Below are 15,543 nucleotides of genomic sequence, written 5' to 3'. Positions count from 1 at the left end.
CGAACGAGGGGGACTTCCATGGCCGACATCACCCGGCGCCTGGGCTGGCGCCATCTGCGGGGCGCGCCCACGGCGCACATCCGTCACCACCGCTCCGGCAAGCTGGCGCACGACGGGCCCGGACTCAGCTTCTGGTTCCGCCCGCTGAGCGCCGCGCTCTCCGAAGTTCCGGTCGACGACCGCGAGTTGGCCATGACCTTCCGGGCCCGCACTTCCGACTTCCAGGACGTGGCGGTGCAGGCGACGGTCACCTACCGCGTCAGCGACCCCGCTGTGGCGGCCGCCCGCCTCGACTTCTCCATCGACCCGGACACGGGCGTCTGGCGGGGCGCGCCCCTGGAGCAGCTCGGCACACTGCTCACCGAGACGGCGCAGCAGCACGCGCTGGACGTCCTGGCGCGTACGCCGCTGTCGGCGGCGCTGGTGGACGGGGTGAGCTCGGTGCGCGAGCGGGTCGCGGCCGGGCTGGCGGCGGAGCCGCGGCTGCCCGCCACCGGCATCGAGATCGTGGCCGTGCGGGTGGTCGCGCTGCGTCCGGAGCCGGAGGTGGAGCGGGCGCTGCGCACGCCGGCCCGGGAGCAGATCCAGCAGGAGGCCGACCGGGCGACGTACGAGCGGCGGGCGGTCGCGGTCGAGCGGGAGCGCACGATCGCCGAGAACGAACTCGCCAGCAAGATCGAACTCGCGCGCCGCGAGGAGCAGTTGGTGGAGCAGCGCGGCACCAACGCCCGCCGGGAGGCGGAGGAGAGCGCGGCGGCGGACAAGGTGCGGGCCGAGGCGGAGGCGACGCGCACGGTGCGGCTCGCGGAGGCGGAGGCGGCGCGGGCGGTGAAGCTGTCCGAGGCGGAGGCGGCCAGGTCGGTCAAGCTCGCCGAGGCGGAGGCCGAGCGGGCGGTGAAGCTGTCGGAGGCGGAGGCGGCCAAGCAGCTCCGGCTCGCCGACGCCGAGGCGCAGAGCACGCAGCGCCTGTCCCAGGCGGAGGCGGCCCGCACGGTGGCCCTCGCCGAGGCGGAGGCGGCCCGTTCCGTACGGCTCGCCCGCGCGGAGGCGGAGGCGGCGCGCGAGGTGGGCGAGGCGCGGGCGCAGGCCCAGGCGGCCTGGCTGCGGGTGCACGCGGACGCCGGGATCGACGGCGTGGACACCCTGCACGCCCACGCGGCCACGCGTCTCGCGGAGAACCTGCCGCAGATCGACAGCGTGACCATCTCGCCGGACGTGCTGACCGGCCTGCTGGCCAGGCTCGGCGGCGGGGACCGGGCGTGAGCCTCGCTCCGCGTGCCGTCCTGGTCCACCGGAGAACGGAGTACGAGGAGCTGGTGGCCCGGCACGGCACGCACGGCCAGGCCGCCTTCTTCCTCGCCTCGCGGGGCCGGGACATCGAGGAGGTCGCCGAACGCCACCGGCGCACCCGCCGGGCACTGGCCGAGGTGACGGCGGCGGTTCCCCTGACCTGGCGTCAGATGCAGCTGGAGCGGGCCGATCTGGACCGTTTCCTCTTCGGCCCCGAGGACGTGGTCGTGGTCGTCGGCCAGGACGGTCTGGTGGCGAACGTCGCCAAGTACCTCGCCGGGCAGCCGGTGTTGGGCATCGACACGGACCCCGGACGCAACCCGGGCGTCCTGGTCCGGCACCGACCGCGGGACGCCGGCGCCCTGCTGGCGTCGGTCCATGCGGCCGGCACGGGGGTGTCGGAGCTGACCATGGTCGAGGCGGTCGCCGACGACACCCAGCGGCTGGTGGCCCTCAACGAGATCTATCTCGGCGCGGCCGGCCACCAGACCGCCCGCTACCGCCTGGGCCTCGACGACGACGGGGGTGTCGTCGAGGCCCAGGCCTCCTCCGGGGTGCTGGTCGGCACCGGCACGGGGGCGACCGGCTGGATCCGCTCGGTCTGGCAGGAACGGGGCGGCGACGGCCCCGCCCTGCCGCAGCCCTCGGAGCAGCGCCTCCTGTGGTTCGTCCGCGAGGCCTGGCCGTCCCCGGCGACGGGAACGTCCCTGGTCGCGGGCGAGTTGTCGGCCGAGCGGCGACTGACCCTCACCGTCGAGTCGGAACGGCTGATCGCCTTCGGCGACGGCATGGAAACCGACGCGCTGGAACTGACCTGGGGACAGCGCGTACGGGTGGGGGTGTGCGGGGAGAGGCTACGACTGGTGGGGTGACGCCGCCGCCTGGGTACCCGCGGAGGCGTTCCCGCTGCGGTCGGCGCCGGGGACGCCCCGGAGGTGCTTCTGGGACGGCGATTCCGCCCCGGGTCGGAGCCGGGAACGCACCGGAGAGGTGCCTCCGGGCGACATCTCCGCTTCGGATCAGATCCGGGAACGCCCGGGAGAAGCCCTCCGGGCGACGTCTCCGCTTCGGGTGAGCGTCGGAACGCCCCGGAGGGTGTCCCCGGGCTGCAATCCCCGCCTCGGCTCGAAGCCGGGAACGCCCCGGAGAAGCGCCTCCGGGCGCCGTCCCCGCTTCAGACGGAGCCGGGAACGCGGAGGGGTGCCTCGGGCGGCGCTTCCGCCTGGGGTCGGAGCCGGGAACGCACCAGAGAGGTGCCTCCGGGTGGCGTCTCCGCTTCAGACGGAGCCGGGAACGCGGAGGGGTGTCTCGGACGGCGCTTCCGCCTGGGATCGGAGCCGGGAACGCACCAGAGAGGTGCCTCCGGGTGGCGTCTCCGCTTCGGTGAGCGTCGGAACGCCCCGGAGAGTGTCCCCGGGCTGCAATCCCCGCCTCGGCTCGAAGCCCGGAACGCCCCGGAGAAGCGCCTCCGGGCGTCATCCCCGCGTCGGGATGGAGCCAGGAGCTTCCCCGGGGGGTGTCCCCGGCTCGGGTCGGAGCCGGGAACGCCCTTGGCGGGTGTCCCTGGGCAGCCCTCCGCCCTCGGATCGAAGCCGGGGCCCCCGAAGGGTGCCCCCGGGTGCCATCCCCGCCTCGGGCCGAAGCCGTGGCCTCTCGGGAGGCGCCCCCGGGCGGCACCCCCGCCCTCGGATCGAAGCCGGGAACCCCCGAAGGGCGCCCCGGGCGCCGTCCCCGCCTCGGCTCGAAGCCAGGAACGCCCCGGGTGGGTGGCCCCCGGTGGCGATTCCGCCTCGCCTCAGAGCCGGGGGTCGACCGGTTCTGATTCCAGGGCCAGGACTCCGAAGACCGCCTCGTGGACGCGCCACAGGGGTTCGCCCTCCCCCAGTCGGTCCAGCGCCTCCAGGCCGAGGGCGTACTCCCGGATCGCCAGGGAGCGCTTGTGGTTGAGGAAGCGCCGGCGCAGCCTGTCGAGGTTGTCGGGCCGGGTGTACTCCGGGCCGTAGATGATCCGCAGGTACTCCCGGCCCCGGCACTTGACGCCCGGCTGGACGAGACGCCCCTCCCCGTCGCGGACCACCGCGCCGACCGGCTTGACGACCATGCCCTCGCCTCCGCGGCCGGTCATCTCCAGCCACCAGTCGACGCCGGCCCGCACCGACTCGGGGTCGGCCGTGTCGACGTACAGACGTCGGGTGGTCTGGAGCAGCCCCGTCGCGTCGTGCTCCACCAGCCGGTCCAGCAAGGCCAGTTGCTCGTCGTGGGGTATGCCGGCGAGGCTGCGTCCCTGGACCGCGAGGATCTGGAACGGCGCCAGACGGACGCCGTCCAGGCCGTCCGTGGTCCAGCAGTAACGCCGGTAGGCCTGTGTGAACGCGGCGGCGTCCGCGGCGCGTTCACGCTGCCGGGCCAGCAGGTCCGACACGTCGACCCCGCGCGCTGCGGCACCCTCCAGGGCGTTCAGCGCGGCCGGGAGGGCCGCTCCGGACGCGGCGCCGACCGCCGCGTACTGCGAGCGCAGCAGACCGGACGCCTTCAGCGACCACGGCATCAACTCCGCGTCGAGCAGGAGCCAGTCCGTGTCCAGCTCGGTCCACAGGCCCGCCTCCCCGACGGCCGCGCGCAGCCGCCCGAGGATCTCCTCGGTCATCGACGCGTCGTCGAAGAACGGACGGCCGGTGCGTGTGTAGAGGGAGCCCGTCACGCCGTCCACACCGAACCGCCGGCGCGCCGCCTCCGCGTCCCTGCACACCAGGGCGACGGCTCGCGAGCCCATGTGCTTCTCCTCGCACACGACCCGCGCGACGCCGTCCCGCGCGTACTGCGCGAAGGCCTCCGCCGGGTGCTCCAGGTAGCCGTCCACGTCGCTGGTCGGCGTGGGCGCCATGGTCGGCGGGAGGTACGGCAGCAGCCGGGGGTCGACGGCGAACCGGCTCATGACCTCGAGCGCGGCGGCCGCGTTCTCCTCCCGGATCGAGATCCGGCCCTGGTGGCGGGTCTCGACGACCCGCCGGCCGTGCACGTCCGCGAGGTCCAGCGGCCGCCCGTCCCGTCCGCCGGGCGCCTCTGCCCGCAGCGGCTTCACCGGCTCGTACCAGACCTGCTCGGCTGGTACGTCGACCAGCTCCCGCTCGGGCCAGCGCAGCGCCGTCAGCTTGCCGCCGAACACGGCGCCCGTGTCCAGGCAGATGGTGTTGTTGAGCCAGGTCGCCTCAGGGACGGGCGTGTGACCGTAGACGACGGCCGCTCGGCCCCGGTAGTCCTCCGCCCACGGGTAGCGCACCGGCAGCCCGAACTCGTCGGTCTCACCGGTGGTCTCGCCGTACAGCGCGTGCGAGCGGACCCGGCCGGAGGTGCGGCCGTGGTACTTCTCCGGCAGACCGGCGTGGCAGACGACCAGCCTGCCGCCGTCCAGCACGTAGTGGCTGACCAGTCCGTCGAGGAACTCCCGCACCTCGGCGATGAACTCCTCGCTCTCGCCCTCCATCTGCGCGATCGTCTCGGCGAGCCCGTGCGTGTGCTGCACCTTGCGGCCGCGCAGGTGACGGCCGTACTTGTTCTCGTGGTTGCCGGGCACGCACAGCGCGTTGCCCGACTTCACCATCGACATCACGCGGCGCAGCACCCCCGGGCTGTCCGGGCCGCGGTCGACGAGGTCGCCGACGAAGACGGCGGTGCGCCCCTCGGGGTGGACGCCGTCGACGTAGCCCAACTTGCCGAGCAGCGACTCCAGTTCGGCTGCGCAGCCGTGGATGTCGCCGACGATGTCGAAGGGACCGGTGAGGTGCGTCAGGTCGTTGAAGCGCTTCTCGGTGACGACGGTGGCGTGCTCGACCTCTTCGACACCGCGCAGCACGTGCACCTTGCGGAAGCCCTCGCGCTCCAAGTGCCTCAAGGAGCGCCGCAGTTCACGGGTGTGCCGCTGGACGACCCGGCGGGGCAGGTCGGCGCGGTCGGCACGGCCCGCGTTGCGCTCCGCGCACACCGACTCCGGCACGTCCAGGACGATCGCGATGGGCAGCACGTCGTACTGCTTGGCCAGCTCGATCAGCTGCCGTCGGGACTCCTGCTGCACGCTGGTCGCGTCGACGACCGTGCGCCGGCCCGCCGCGAGCCTCTTGCCGGCAATGTAGTGCAGGACGTTGAAGGCGTCCCGCGTGGCGCTCTGGTCGTTCTCGTCGTCGGAGACCAGCCCGCGGCAGAAGTCGGACGAGATGATCTCGGTCGGCTTGAAGTGCCGCCGCGCGAAGGTGGACTTGCCCGAGCCGGACGCGCCGACCAGCACGACGAGGGAGAGGTCGGTGACGGGCAGGACACGGCCCTGCTTCACGGGAACCGCGACGTCGGTGTCGGTCATGCCGCCTTCGCCTCCTTCTCGTTGCCGGCGCTCAGGGTGAACACGGCCATCTGGGTGGGGGATCCGACCTCGGGGTCGTCAGGGCCGACCGGCACGAACTCGGCCTCGTAGCCGTGCCGTTCGGCCACGGAGGTCGCCCAGGCGCGGAACTCCTCGCGGGTCCACTCGAAACGGTGGTCGCCGTGCCGGACGTGCCCGGCCGGGAGGGACTCCCAGCGGACGTTGTACTCGACGTTCGGGGTGGTCACCAGGACCGTGCGCGGGCGGGCCGCGCCGAACACCGCGTACTCCAGGGCGGGCAGCCTGGGCAGGTCGAGGTGCTCGATCACCTCGCTGAGGACGGCCGCGTCGTAGCCCTTGAGCCGGTTGTCGGTGTAGGCCAGGGAGCCCTGCATCAGCTTGACGCGGGAGGCCTGCCGCTCGCCCATGCGGTCCAGCTTCAGCCGGCGCGAGGCGATGGTGAGCGCGCGCATCGACACGTCGACGCCGACGATCTCGGTGAACTTCGGGTCCTTGAGCAGCGCCTGCACCAACTGGCCCTGCCCGCAGCCGAGGTCGAGCACCCTGGCGGCGCCCGACGCGCCGAGCGCGGCGAGGATCGCCTCCCGGCGCTGCACGGCGAGCGGCGTCGGCTTCTCCTCCGCCTCGGTCTCCGCCGCGACCGCGTTGTCGATCTCCTCGACCTCGCTGTCGTCGGCCTCGGCGAGCCGCACCAGCTCCAGCCGCTCCATCGCCTCCCGGGTCAGCGACCAACGGCGCGAGAGGTAGCGGCTGGTGATCAGCTTCTGCTCGGGGTGTTCGGGAAGCCAGCCCTCACCGGCCCGCAGCAGCTTGTCGACCTCGTCGGAGGCGACCCAGTAGTGCTTGGCGTCGTCGAGGACCGGCAGCAGCACGTACAGGTGCCGCAGGGATTCGGCGAGGGTCAGCGTCTGCGACTCCAGGACGAGACGGACGTACCGCGAGTCGCCCCACTCGGGGAACTCGGCGTCCAGGGCGACCGGTTCGACGTCCACCGCCCAGCCGAGCGGCTCGAACAGACGCCGTACGAGCGCGGGGCCACCGCGTGCGGGCAGCACCGGCACCTCGATCCGCAACGGCCTCGGCTGCGAGGGCAGTTCCGGCTTGGCGTTGCACACGCCCCGCATGGCACTGGAGAACACCGCGCTCAACGCGACCGCGAGCAGTGAAGAGGCCGCGTACGGACGGTCGTTGACGTACTGCGCGAGCGCGGCGTCGGGAGCGCCACCGCGCCCCTTGCCCTTGCCGCGCCTGACCAGCGCCACGGCGTCCACCTCCAGCAGCAGCGCCGCCGTGCAGCGCCGATCGTCCGCCTCGGGGTAGAGGACGGACGCCCGGCCGTAGGAGGTGGAGAACGCCTGCGCGTTGTCGGGATGCTTGTGCAGCAGGAAGCCGAGATCGGTGGCAGGGCGTTCGGGGGCGCCGGTGGTGCTGATCGTCAGGAACACGTGAGTCGCCTCGAAAGGGTTCGGAAAGGAGCGAAAGCGCTGGTAGTGCGCTTGTGCGCGGCACCAACGTACCGAGAAAGGGCACGACGGCACCCCGTATTTTCCGGGGCCGCTAGCCGGGCCGCTGCCAGGGCGTGACGCCGAGCTTGCCGGTCGTCCCGAGGTCGAGGCGGGGCGTCACCGTCACGGGTGCGCCGCCGGCCTTGGCGCGGACCCGGACGTACGGGACGTTCACGGGGGTGCCGGACCCGGTGGTGTTGCGCCACACCAGGCGAGCGATCGCTGTCTCGCCGGACTTGAGGGTGACCGGGCGGGGCGTCTCGTCGCCGAGGCCGGTGGTGATCTCCTTGCTGCCCTTGAGGATCTTCACGCCGTCGACCGGTTCACGGTCGTCGTCCAGCAGCTCCAGCAGCGGATATCCCTCGACGGTGTACTCGCCCTTCCCGCAGTACTCCACATGCAGTCCGACGACACGCAGGCCCATGGCGGCGTCGCCCTCGTCGGCCCACAGGCGGGTCCCGGAGGCGGGGCAGTCGCCGGTCCCGCCGGGCGCCTCGGCCGCGGGGACCTTGGTGACGCCGGCGACCTTCACCCGGGTCACGAGGGACGCGCCGGGCGCGAGGGCGCCCAGCCCCACCTGTGAGCGCACGGTCTTGCCGGGGGCGACCGCGCTCACGGTCTCCCGCCTGGTCTCCACCACCTCCCCGGTGCTGGTCATGAAGGCGAAGGCGATCGTGTACGTGAGCGCCTCGGGGCCCTCGTTGGTGACCGTGTAGACGGCGTAGCCGCGGGAGGCGCCGGAGTCTGTGGGGCGGTCGAGCCGGTCGGGCCTGACCCGGAAGTCGCTCGGGTCGGAGGGCGAAGGGGATGGCGCAGATTCCGCGGGAGAAGAGGAGTGCGACGGGAGCGCCAGCGCGACGATCCGCACACCGTCGACGGCGGGCTCGGTGACCTGGATCGGGGACGGCTGTGAGGCCGCGCGGGGGTCGCTGTTCCCGTCGCCGGTGCGTTCCGATCCGCACGCCGAGAGCAACAGGGCGGCGGCGAGGGCCGGGACGAGGAGGGGGGCGGGTCTGCGCATCCGGCCACCTCATCAGGGCGGTGCGCCAGCGACTGTGGTGGAGGCCATAGTTCCGGTCACAGGAGTGTCACAGGCGGGGGCGAGGTGGGGGTGCGCGGCGTTCGGGGTGCCGGAGGTAGGGGTTCCGGACGGACGGGTTCCCCGTGTTCCGGACGGAAGGGTTCCGGGCGGGAGGTTCGACACCCCGAACGCGGAGCCTGCGGGCGATGCGCCGGAGGCGTTACGGCAGCTGCGCCTGCACCTCGGCGGAGATCAGCTCCAGGTGGTCCAGGTCGTGCACGTCGAGGATCTGGAGGTACATCCGCCGCGAGCCGATTTCCATATAACGGCCGATCTTGTCGACGACCTCGGCAGGGCTGCCGGCCAGACCGTTGGCCTTCAGTTCGTCCACCTCGCGGCCGATCGCGGCGGCGCGGCGGGCGACCTCCGCGTCGTCCTTGCCGACGCAGGCCACGAGGACGTTGGAGCAGGTGATCGCGTCCGCCGGGCGGCCCGCGGCCTCGGCGGCGGCCCGGACGCGGCCGAATTGCCGCTCGGTGTCCTCGACCGAGCCGAACGGCATGTTGAACTCGTCGGCGTACTGGGCGGCCAGCCGCGGCGTACGGCTCGCGCCGTGGCCGCCGACCAGCACGGGGATCTTCGACTGGGCGGGCTTGGGCAGCGCGGGCGAGTCCTTGAGCTGGTAGTACTCGCCCTGGAAGTCGAAGGTCCGGCCGGCCTCCGTGCCCCACAGGCCGGTGACGATCGCCAGCTGCTCCTCCAGGCGGGCGAACTTCTCCTTGGGGAACGGGATGCCGTACGCCGCGTGCTCCTCCTCGAACCAGCCGGCGCCCAGGCCGAGTTCAACCCGGCCGCCGGACATCTGGTCCACCTGCGCGACCTGGATGGCGAGGACGCCGGGGAGGCGGAAGGTGGCGGCGGTCATCAGCGTGCCGAGGCGGATGCGGCTGGTCTCCCGGGCGAGGCCGGCGAGGGTGATCCAGGCGTCGGTGGGGCCGGGGAGGCCGTCCACGTCACCCATTTTCAGATAGTGGTCGCTGCGGAAGAAGGCGTCGAAGCCGAGATCCTCGGTGGCCTTCGCCACGGCGAGGAGGGTGTCGTAGGTAGCGCCCTGCTGGGGCTCGGTGAAGATACGCAGATCCATGGCCTCCATCCTGCACCCGACGCCTCCGCGGCCACCGGGCGACCCGTCGGCCCCACCACGCTCGGTGACCCCGGCGGGCCCGCGCGCACCAGTGCGGGGCGGCGAGGCGAGCGGGCCAGGCCGGAGCCCCGCGCCCCCCGCCCCTCCGGGCCCCGCCCCGCCACCGCTTGGACCCACTGCCGCCGCTCCACCGGGCCCCCGACCCCGCCACCCCTCCGAACCCCGTAACCGCCGCTCCTCCGCGGGCCCCGGCTCCGCCGCCGCCCCCCTCCGGGCCCCAACCCGCCACCGCTTGGAGCCACTGCCACTGCTCCACCGGGCCCCGATCCAGCCGCTCCTCCGAACCCCGTAACCGCCGCCCCTCCGGGCCCCGGCCCGCCGCCCCTCTTGGCCCCGCAGCCGCCCCCCTGCGGGCCCCAACCCGCCGCTCCTTGGACCCCGCTACCGTCACCCCTCCGAACCCCGTAACCGCCGCCCCTCCGGGCCCCTACGCCGCCGCCTCTCCGGCCCCCGCCCCCGCCGCTCCTCATGGCCTCGCAGCCGCCCCCCCTCCGGGCCCCAACCCGCCGCCCCTTGGAGCCGCAACCGCCGTTCCTCTCTCCCCCCGCCCGCCGCCCTCCCAGGCCCCGCCCCCCGCGCCCTCACCTCTCCCGCAACGCGCCTTCCCGCGCGGCCAGCTTGCGGAGCATCTCCCGGACCCGGTCCCGGGACTCGTCCGCCGCGTCGATGGCCTCCATGCACTGCCAGTACGTGCCCTCGTCGGCCGCCGCGCTGGCCAGACCGACGAGAGCGATGCCGACGTCGGTCAGCAGCACGCCCAGGCAGAGCAACGCCTCGCGGGCGTCGTCCAGTTCCGTGAGCTGGGCGGCCCGCAGGTCGCCGGGATCGAGGTCCGGGGCGTCCAGCACCCCGCATCCCCGGCCCGCCAGCTCGGTCAACCCCAGTGCCTCGCCACGCAGTTCGGGCGGTCCCGAGACCGCGAGCCGACTGCCGATCGCCTGGGCCAGCGCCTGCGCCTGCCATACCTCCTCGAGTGTCCGAGACCCGTCGTCGCCGCCTGAGAGAGCACGTCTGCTCATCAGGATGAGCCGCACCGCGTCCATGGGCCGCCCCCGTCTGTCCGGACGCGCCTCTCGCACGTCCGCCCGAACTCTGCCGTCCACTACCCAGAGTGAAGGCGTGTGGGGCGAAAAGCCAGAGGAAGGCGGAAATCTGCGGACAACAAATCGGTTTCGACTCGTCGAACAACTCCGGAGAGTGACATCGGGGTGTCCCGTCGCCCGACAACACGACGAACCGACGCTCCGTCAGGACGCGTCGACCCGCCACCGGCTCACGGCGCAGGAAACCGCCGCTCGTTGCGGTCGATCTTCGCGTCGAGCGCCGCCAGCGGGTCGATGCCGAGCACCTCGCACAGTTGCAGCAGATACGCGAGCACGTCGGCGACCTCGTCGGTCACCCGGTGCGCGGTGTCCGGCTCCTCCATCACACGGGCCGACTCCTCAGGGGTCAACCACTGGAAGATCTCGACCAGTTCGGACGCCTCGACGCTCAGCGCGGAGACGAGGTTCTTGGGGGTGTGGTACGGCTGCCAGTTCCGCGCGGCCGCGAACTCGGCCAGCCTGCGCTGCAGCGTCGCCACGTCCAGGTGTTCAGTCACGGCTCCAGGTGTACCACCGTGACGACGAGGGACAGGCAGACCCCTGCCCGCCCGCCCTCCCGGTCGCCCCCGGGAGCGCGCGGCGGCCCGCTCACACGCCCGGAACCCCGGCCTCGCCCATGAGCCCGCTCACCTCCGTGCCCGCCGGGGTCAGCAGGAACACGTTCCGGTCGACCCGGTGCATCCCGCTGGCCAGGCCGAAGACGACGCCGGTGGAGAAGTCCAGGACGCGCTTGGCGACCTCCGTCTCCGCGCCGGTGAGGTCGAGCAGCACCGGGATGCCCGCCATCAGCGTCTCCGCGACGTCCCGGGCGTCCGCGAAGACGTTGACCCGCAGCACGACGAACCGTCGCCGGGATTCCGTCGCCGCCTCGGGCAGCGAGCGGTGGTTCACCGCCGACGGCCAGGCGTCCCGGCCGCGCAACGGAACGACCTGAGCGAGCCCCTCCCACTGTTCATCGGTGACGTCGTACCGGTTCACCGGGACCCCCAGAACTGACTCGCACTCATTGCCTGCACCAGCCAATTCTTACGCCAAGTCACCCGTCCGGCCCAACAGCGACACGGACCGCGACCGTGCGGCCCTGTTCAGACGGGTTGTAAGTCCCGTACGCGGGGGCGCTGCTGGCGTCGGAAGGGGGGCTTCAGGACGCGGTGTAGCCGAGCTGACGTCGCATGTACGGGGTCATGAGAGTCTTCGCCTTGGCCAGGACGGACGTACGGCTGCCGAGGACCGCGGTCTCGCCGCCCGGCACCGGCAGCATCGTCAGCCCGTCGGCCGGCCCGAACGGCACGATCACCGGGGTGCGGTGGACGGGCCGGTAGAGGCGGGGCTCCCTGCGATGACGGCCGGCGCTGTTCAGGTAGGTGCGGATGTTCCAGGCGGCGAGGTCGGCCTGGGCGAGCGCGGCCGGGGTGATCTTGAGCTCGGTCGCGTCGTTGACGTCGCCGACGGCGAACACGTCGAGCCGCCCCTCGACCCGCAGCGACCGGTCGACCTTGATGTGCCCGGAGGGGTTGAGCCAGTCACCGTGTCCGGCCAGCCGGAGCCACAGGGTGTTGGGGGTGGTGCCGGTGGCCCAGAACGACAGGTCGGCCTCGATGACACCGCCGCGGGCGTCCCGGTAGGCGCCGAATTCGTGGCCCGGGGACATGAAGGAGTCGAGCCGCACCTCCACGCCGTGATCCTCCAGCCAGGCCTGGGACTTGCGCGAGGCCTTCTCGCACCCGGCGTTGCCGAGCAGCGCCGGCCCGGAGTGGGCCAGCGTGACACGCACGTCGGGCCGGGCGAGACGGATCTCCGCGCTGAGCTCGACGCCGGAGGGCCCGCCGCCGACGACGAGGACGTGCTCGGCGGCGGCGATGCTCTGCTGGTGCGCGGCGAACGCCTTGACCGCCTCCTCCGTGGTGGTGCCGAGGAAGCGGGCCGGCTCCGGGTAGTCGGCCCCGGTGGCGATCACCACCACGTCGAAAGGGAGCCGCTCGCCGGTGGCCAGCACCACCTGTCGTTCGACGGTGTCGACACGGACCGCCTTGCCGAGCACCACACGGCCGTTGCGCAGCAGCCGGTCGTACGGGATGAAGGGGGTCACCGTCCACTCGGGGCGCACGCCGGCGCGCAGGGAGGCGATGCGGTGGAAGAAGATCTCCTTGCGGTCCACCAGGGTGACCCGCGCCGTCGCGTCCAGCCGCTTCGCCAGCCGAACGCCCGCGTAACCGCCGCCGATCACCACTACGTCGCCGTCGCGCACATGAATCTCCTGTGCCTCGTGGGGGGATGCGAGTGCCGGGAGGCGTGGGTTTCCCCCGGCACTCGACCGCGACGAGCGTAGCGCTTGAAGATTAAAGTTCGGGTGTCGGTGCGTGTGCGTTCTGTGAAGTGATGGCCGAAAACAGCGACCCGCAACGCACACCTGACAGACCTCCGCAGGGTCGGCACGATCATCTACTCGACGGGCCGGGAGACACGCGAGAAGCTACGCTCGCTCGTCCGCCCCGGGACAGGGGTGTGGGAGGCCGCACTCACGTAGAGCCGACGCCCTCGCCCGTTCGTCGTCCTCCCCCACCGGACCGTGCAGCCAGCCCGCCCACGACCCCAGGGAGACCGGACCCATGCCGCCCCGGACGCTCAGCCTGCTCCTGGCCACCGCCCTGCTCACCGTGGGCCTGACCGGCTGCTCCGCCCTCTCCCCGTTCAACACCTGCGAGGACACCGCGACACGGTTGCGGGACCTGCGCTCCCAGCCCGTCCTCGGCTTCACCCCCGAGGGCGCGACCGCCCCGAAGGGGCTCGACCAGGTCGACGCGCGCTGCGTCGACGACAGCGGCGACGCCTGGCTGTACGCCGCGCGCGTCTACGCGTTCCCCGGCCCCCGGCAGAAGGTCGTCGACTTCTACCGCACCACCGCCGAGGCGGACGGCTGGCACCTGCCGTCCGCCCCTCCGGGCCTGGGCGCCCCCGAAACGGTGGCGGGACTGTGCTTCACCAAGGGCGGTGACGGCGACGCCCTCATGCTGACCCTGCGGTTCACCACGGCCGACCAGCTGAAGATCGAGTACGGCTACGACGCCGGGCCGGAGTTCGGCTCGGGCTCCGGGTTCGAGATAGAGGTCGGCTCCGAGACGGACGGCGCGAAGACCGGCTGCTGGGACTGACGCCCCGGGGCTGTCCGAACCGGCGGACCGGCGGGAGCGGGGGCCACACTGGATGGCGTGGTGGAAACGGATCGGCAGCTCGCCAGGCGGCTGGAGCAGGTCATCATGGACCTGCTGGAGCGACGTGCGGCCACTGCTTCGATCTGTCCGTCCGACGCCGCACGCGAGGCCTATGAAGGCGACGACGAGGGCTGGCGAGCCTTGATGGAACCGACCCGCCGAGCCGCCTGGCGCTTGGTGGCGGCCGGCAAGGCCGAGGTCACCCAGGCCGGCCGCCCCGTCACGGAAACAGAGGTCCACGGCCCCATCCGCATCCGCCGCACACGGTGACACGCACGAGGGCCGACCGGATCAGGGGCGGGCATCTGTCAGCCCGTTCCCGGCGAATATCGTCGGCGCTGACGCTCGCCCAGTGGTGCCCGCAGCAGCGCGCGCACCACCGGCAGACGCGTCACGAGTGCGCGCTTTACGCGGTCGGGTCCCAGTCCGCGAGCCGGTCCATCGGCTCGGTGTCGCCGGTGGTCTCCAGGCGGTCTTGCGGGACACGCTCGTAGAAGTAGAGGACCATGTCGCTCGCCGCGCCCCGCATCGCCATGTCGCCCGGCTCCGCGTCGGCGGCGAGGTCGTCGCAGCGGACGCCGTCGGCGTCGAGGGTCAGGCGCCAGGAGCGGCCCTCGGTCGTGTGCAGGTCGATGGTCGCCGGCTTGAACGGCCAGGGGACGGTCGTCGCCGAGACGGTCGTCAGGAACTCGTCGACGCCCTCGACCGCGACGTCCGTCGGCAGCGGCTGTGCGGCGCCCTGGGTGAGCTGGACGTCGTAGGTGTGGACGGCGATCTCCTGGACCTGGTGCCGGGCCACGGCTCCGCTGGTCGCCGGGGCCTGCGAGCGGCCCCACCAAGTCCAGCAGCCGCGGTCCGGGCCGGCCTCGCGCAGCGCGTCGAGCATGAGCTCGGTCGACTCGGCGAGCCAGGCGTCCAGGGCTTCGCGGTCGCGAGGCGCGGTCGGGGCGCCCTTCGGGTCCGTCTTCGCCGGGGGCTCGGCACCCGGGCCCGCCGCGACGATGGCGGCCTGGCGACGGCGGCCGTCCCCGAGGTGCTGCGCCAGTTCGCGCAGCGTCCAGTCCGGGCAGGTCGGGACCTGGACGTCGAGGTCGGGGGCGGCGGCGATCGCGGCCCGGAACGCGTCCGAGCGGTCCTCGATCAGCCGCAGGACCTCGGGAAACTCCAAAATGTTCGGCACGTCGGGTTGTGTATCACGACACTCCGTCCACCGGACAGCGAATTTGTCGGACGAACGCATCAACGGGCGGGCGGGCGGAGCACCGACGCTGCCGCCGTTTCTTCGCCATCGCCACCGGCCTCATCGGCAGTCCCACCGAACTGGTCGACGAGAACGGTGACATAGCCTGGCGCACCCGGACCGCGCCACGGGGTACCACCGCATGGACCAACGCCGGGTCCGCGTACACCACTGGAACGTCTTCCTCCACTTCCGACTCAGTGACGAACGGATGTTTCAGATTGAGGTCCCACCACTTCATCACCATTGCGCGAATGATCCTGCAAACCGACGCGCACGCAAGAGAACGCGGGGCCGACGAAGCGTCCGATCACGTGGGGCATACACGCCCGCTCAGGCCTCAGCTCTGGCGACACTGCTGGCGGCGAGTGCTGCCGCCGAGAAGGAGACTTCCGCCTTGGAGGCAGAATTGCACGCCATCACCGAACTCACATCCACCGGCCATGTCGACCCCGACCACCTTTCACCTCTGCATGAGATCGTCCTCAGCGACCTTCCTTCCCAACTCCGCGACTATGTCAACGATCTGCTGGAAGGCTGAACGCCAGAGACGGCCAGACAGCGCCGTTGCGTCACGGAACACTTCGTTCAAC

At 72.5% G+C, this 15,543-nt stretch carries 14 protein-coding genes; 5 read left to right on the top strand and 9 right to left on the bottom strand.

Translation table 11 applies throughout. From position 1 onward, the window contains the following. Positions 1-18: 18 nt before the first annotated feature. Positions 19-1,263, top strand: coding sequence for an SPFH domain-containing protein (locus ACFYXA_RS00760; RefSeq protein WP_352245903.1), 1,245 nt, complete (start codon positions 19-21; stop codon positions 1,261-1,263). Next, positions 1,260-2,162: a hypothetical protein gene (locus ACFYXA_RS00755; protein ID WP_389027131.1), complete on the top strand. Its 903-nt coding sequence runs from the start codon at positions 1,260-1,262 to the stop codon at positions 2,160-2,162. The genes ACFYXA_RS00760 and ACFYXA_RS00755 overlap by 4 nt, the downstream gene beginning before the upstream one ends. A 923-nt stretch (positions 2,163-3,085) precedes the next feature. Here the strand turns inward: ACFYXA_RS00755 and ACFYXA_RS00750 are convergent. The 8 genes from ACFYXA_RS00750 to ACFYXA_RS00715 form a co-directional block, all read right to left on the bottom strand. Next, the gene (locus ACFYXA_RS00750) at positions 3,086-5,644 is read right to left on the bottom strand and encodes a polynucleotide kinase-phosphatase (RefSeq protein WP_389027129.1); all 2,559 of its coding nucleotides are present in this window, start codon (positions 5,642-5,644) and stop codon (positions 3,086-3,088) included. After that, positions 5,641-7,110 carry a 3' terminal RNA ribose 2'-O-methyltransferase Hen1 gene (locus ACFYXA_RS00745; RefSeq protein ID WP_389027127.1) on the bottom strand — a complete coding sequence of 490 codons (1,470 nt, stop codon included), beginning with the start codon at positions 7,108-7,110 and terminating at the stop codon, positions 5,641-5,643. The genes ACFYXA_RS00750 and ACFYXA_RS00745 overlap by 4 nt, the downstream gene beginning before the upstream one ends. A 112-nt stretch (positions 7,111-7,222) precedes the next feature. Further along, positions 7,223-8,191: a DUF4232 domain-containing protein gene (locus ACFYXA_RS00740; protein WP_389027125.1), complete on the bottom strand. Its 969-nt coding sequence runs from the start codon at positions 8,189-8,191 to the stop codon at positions 7,223-7,225. Between the two features lie 220 nt (positions 8,192-8,411). Beyond that, positions 8,412-9,335, bottom strand: a complete 924-nt coding sequence (locus tag ACFYXA_RS00735; protein WP_389027123.1) for an LLM class F420-dependent oxidoreductase — start codon at positions 9,333-9,335, stop codon at positions 8,412-8,414. A gap of 641 nt (positions 9,336-9,976) precedes the next feature. Continuing rightward, positions 9,977-10,438 (bottom strand): DUF6099 family protein, encoded by a 462-nt coding sequence (locus ACFYXA_RS00730; protein ID WP_130438127.1) that lies wholly within the window; start codon positions 10,436-10,438, stop codon positions 9,977-9,979. 230 nt (positions 10,439-10,668) lie between these two features. Beyond that, entirely contained in the window at positions 10,669-10,995 is a 327-nt protein-coding gene (locus ACFYXA_RS00725; RefSeq protein ID WP_130438128.1) for a nucleotide pyrophosphohydrolase, read from the bottom strand. A 91-nt stretch (positions 10,996-11,086) separates the two neighbouring features. Further along, on the bottom strand, positions 11,087-11,476 hold the full coding sequence (locus tag ACFYXA_RS00720; RefSeq protein WP_352245897.1) for a cell division protein SepF: 390 nt from the start codon (positions 11,474-11,476) through the stop codon (positions 11,087-11,089). Positions 11,477-11,639: 163 nt separating this feature from the next. Next, on the bottom strand, positions 11,640-12,746 hold the full coding sequence (locus ACFYXA_RS00715) for an NAD(P)/FAD-dependent oxidoreductase (RefSeq protein WP_389027120.1): 1,107 nt from the start codon (positions 12,744-12,746) through the stop codon (positions 11,640-11,642). Positions 12,747-13,107: 361 nt separating this feature from the next. Between ACFYXA_RS00715 and ACFYXA_RS00710 the strand changes: the two genes are divergently transcribed. Further along, a complete protein-coding gene (locus tag ACFYXA_RS00710; RefSeq protein ID WP_389027118.1) occupies positions 13,108-13,650 on the top strand; it encodes a hypothetical protein in 543 nt (180 codons plus the stop codon). A 57-nt stretch (positions 13,651-13,707) separates the two neighbouring features. Continuing rightward, positions 13,708-13,980 carry a DUF3253 domain-containing protein gene (locus tag ACFYXA_RS00705; RefSeq protein ID WP_389027116.1) on the top strand — a complete coding sequence of 91 codons (273 nt, stop codon included), beginning with the start codon at positions 13,708-13,710 and terminating at the stop codon, positions 13,978-13,980. A gap of 136 nt (positions 13,981-14,116) precedes the next feature. Here the strand turns inward: ACFYXA_RS00705 and ACFYXA_RS00700 are convergent, their stop codons facing one another. Beyond that, entirely contained in the window at positions 14,117-14,890 is a 774-nt protein-coding gene (locus ACFYXA_RS00700; protein WP_389027114.1) for a maleylpyruvate isomerase family mycothiol-dependent enzyme, read from the bottom strand. Positions 14,891-15,347: 457 nt separating this feature from the next. Between ACFYXA_RS00700 and ACFYXA_RS00695 the strand changes: the two genes are divergently transcribed. After that, positions 15,348-15,491: a hypothetical protein gene (locus tag ACFYXA_RS00695; protein WP_389027112.1), complete on the top strand. Its 144-nt coding sequence runs from the start codon at positions 15,348-15,350 to the stop codon at positions 15,489-15,491. The last annotated feature ends 52 nt before the right edge of the window (positions 15,492-15,543 follow it).

The sequence above is a fragment of the Streptomyces sp. NPDC002566 genome (assembly GCF_042889585.1).
Lineage (GTDB): Bacteria > Actinomycetota > Actinomycetes > Streptomycetales > Streptomycetaceae > Streptomyces.
This window is presented reverse-complemented; position numbering and strand designations above follow the sequence as displayed.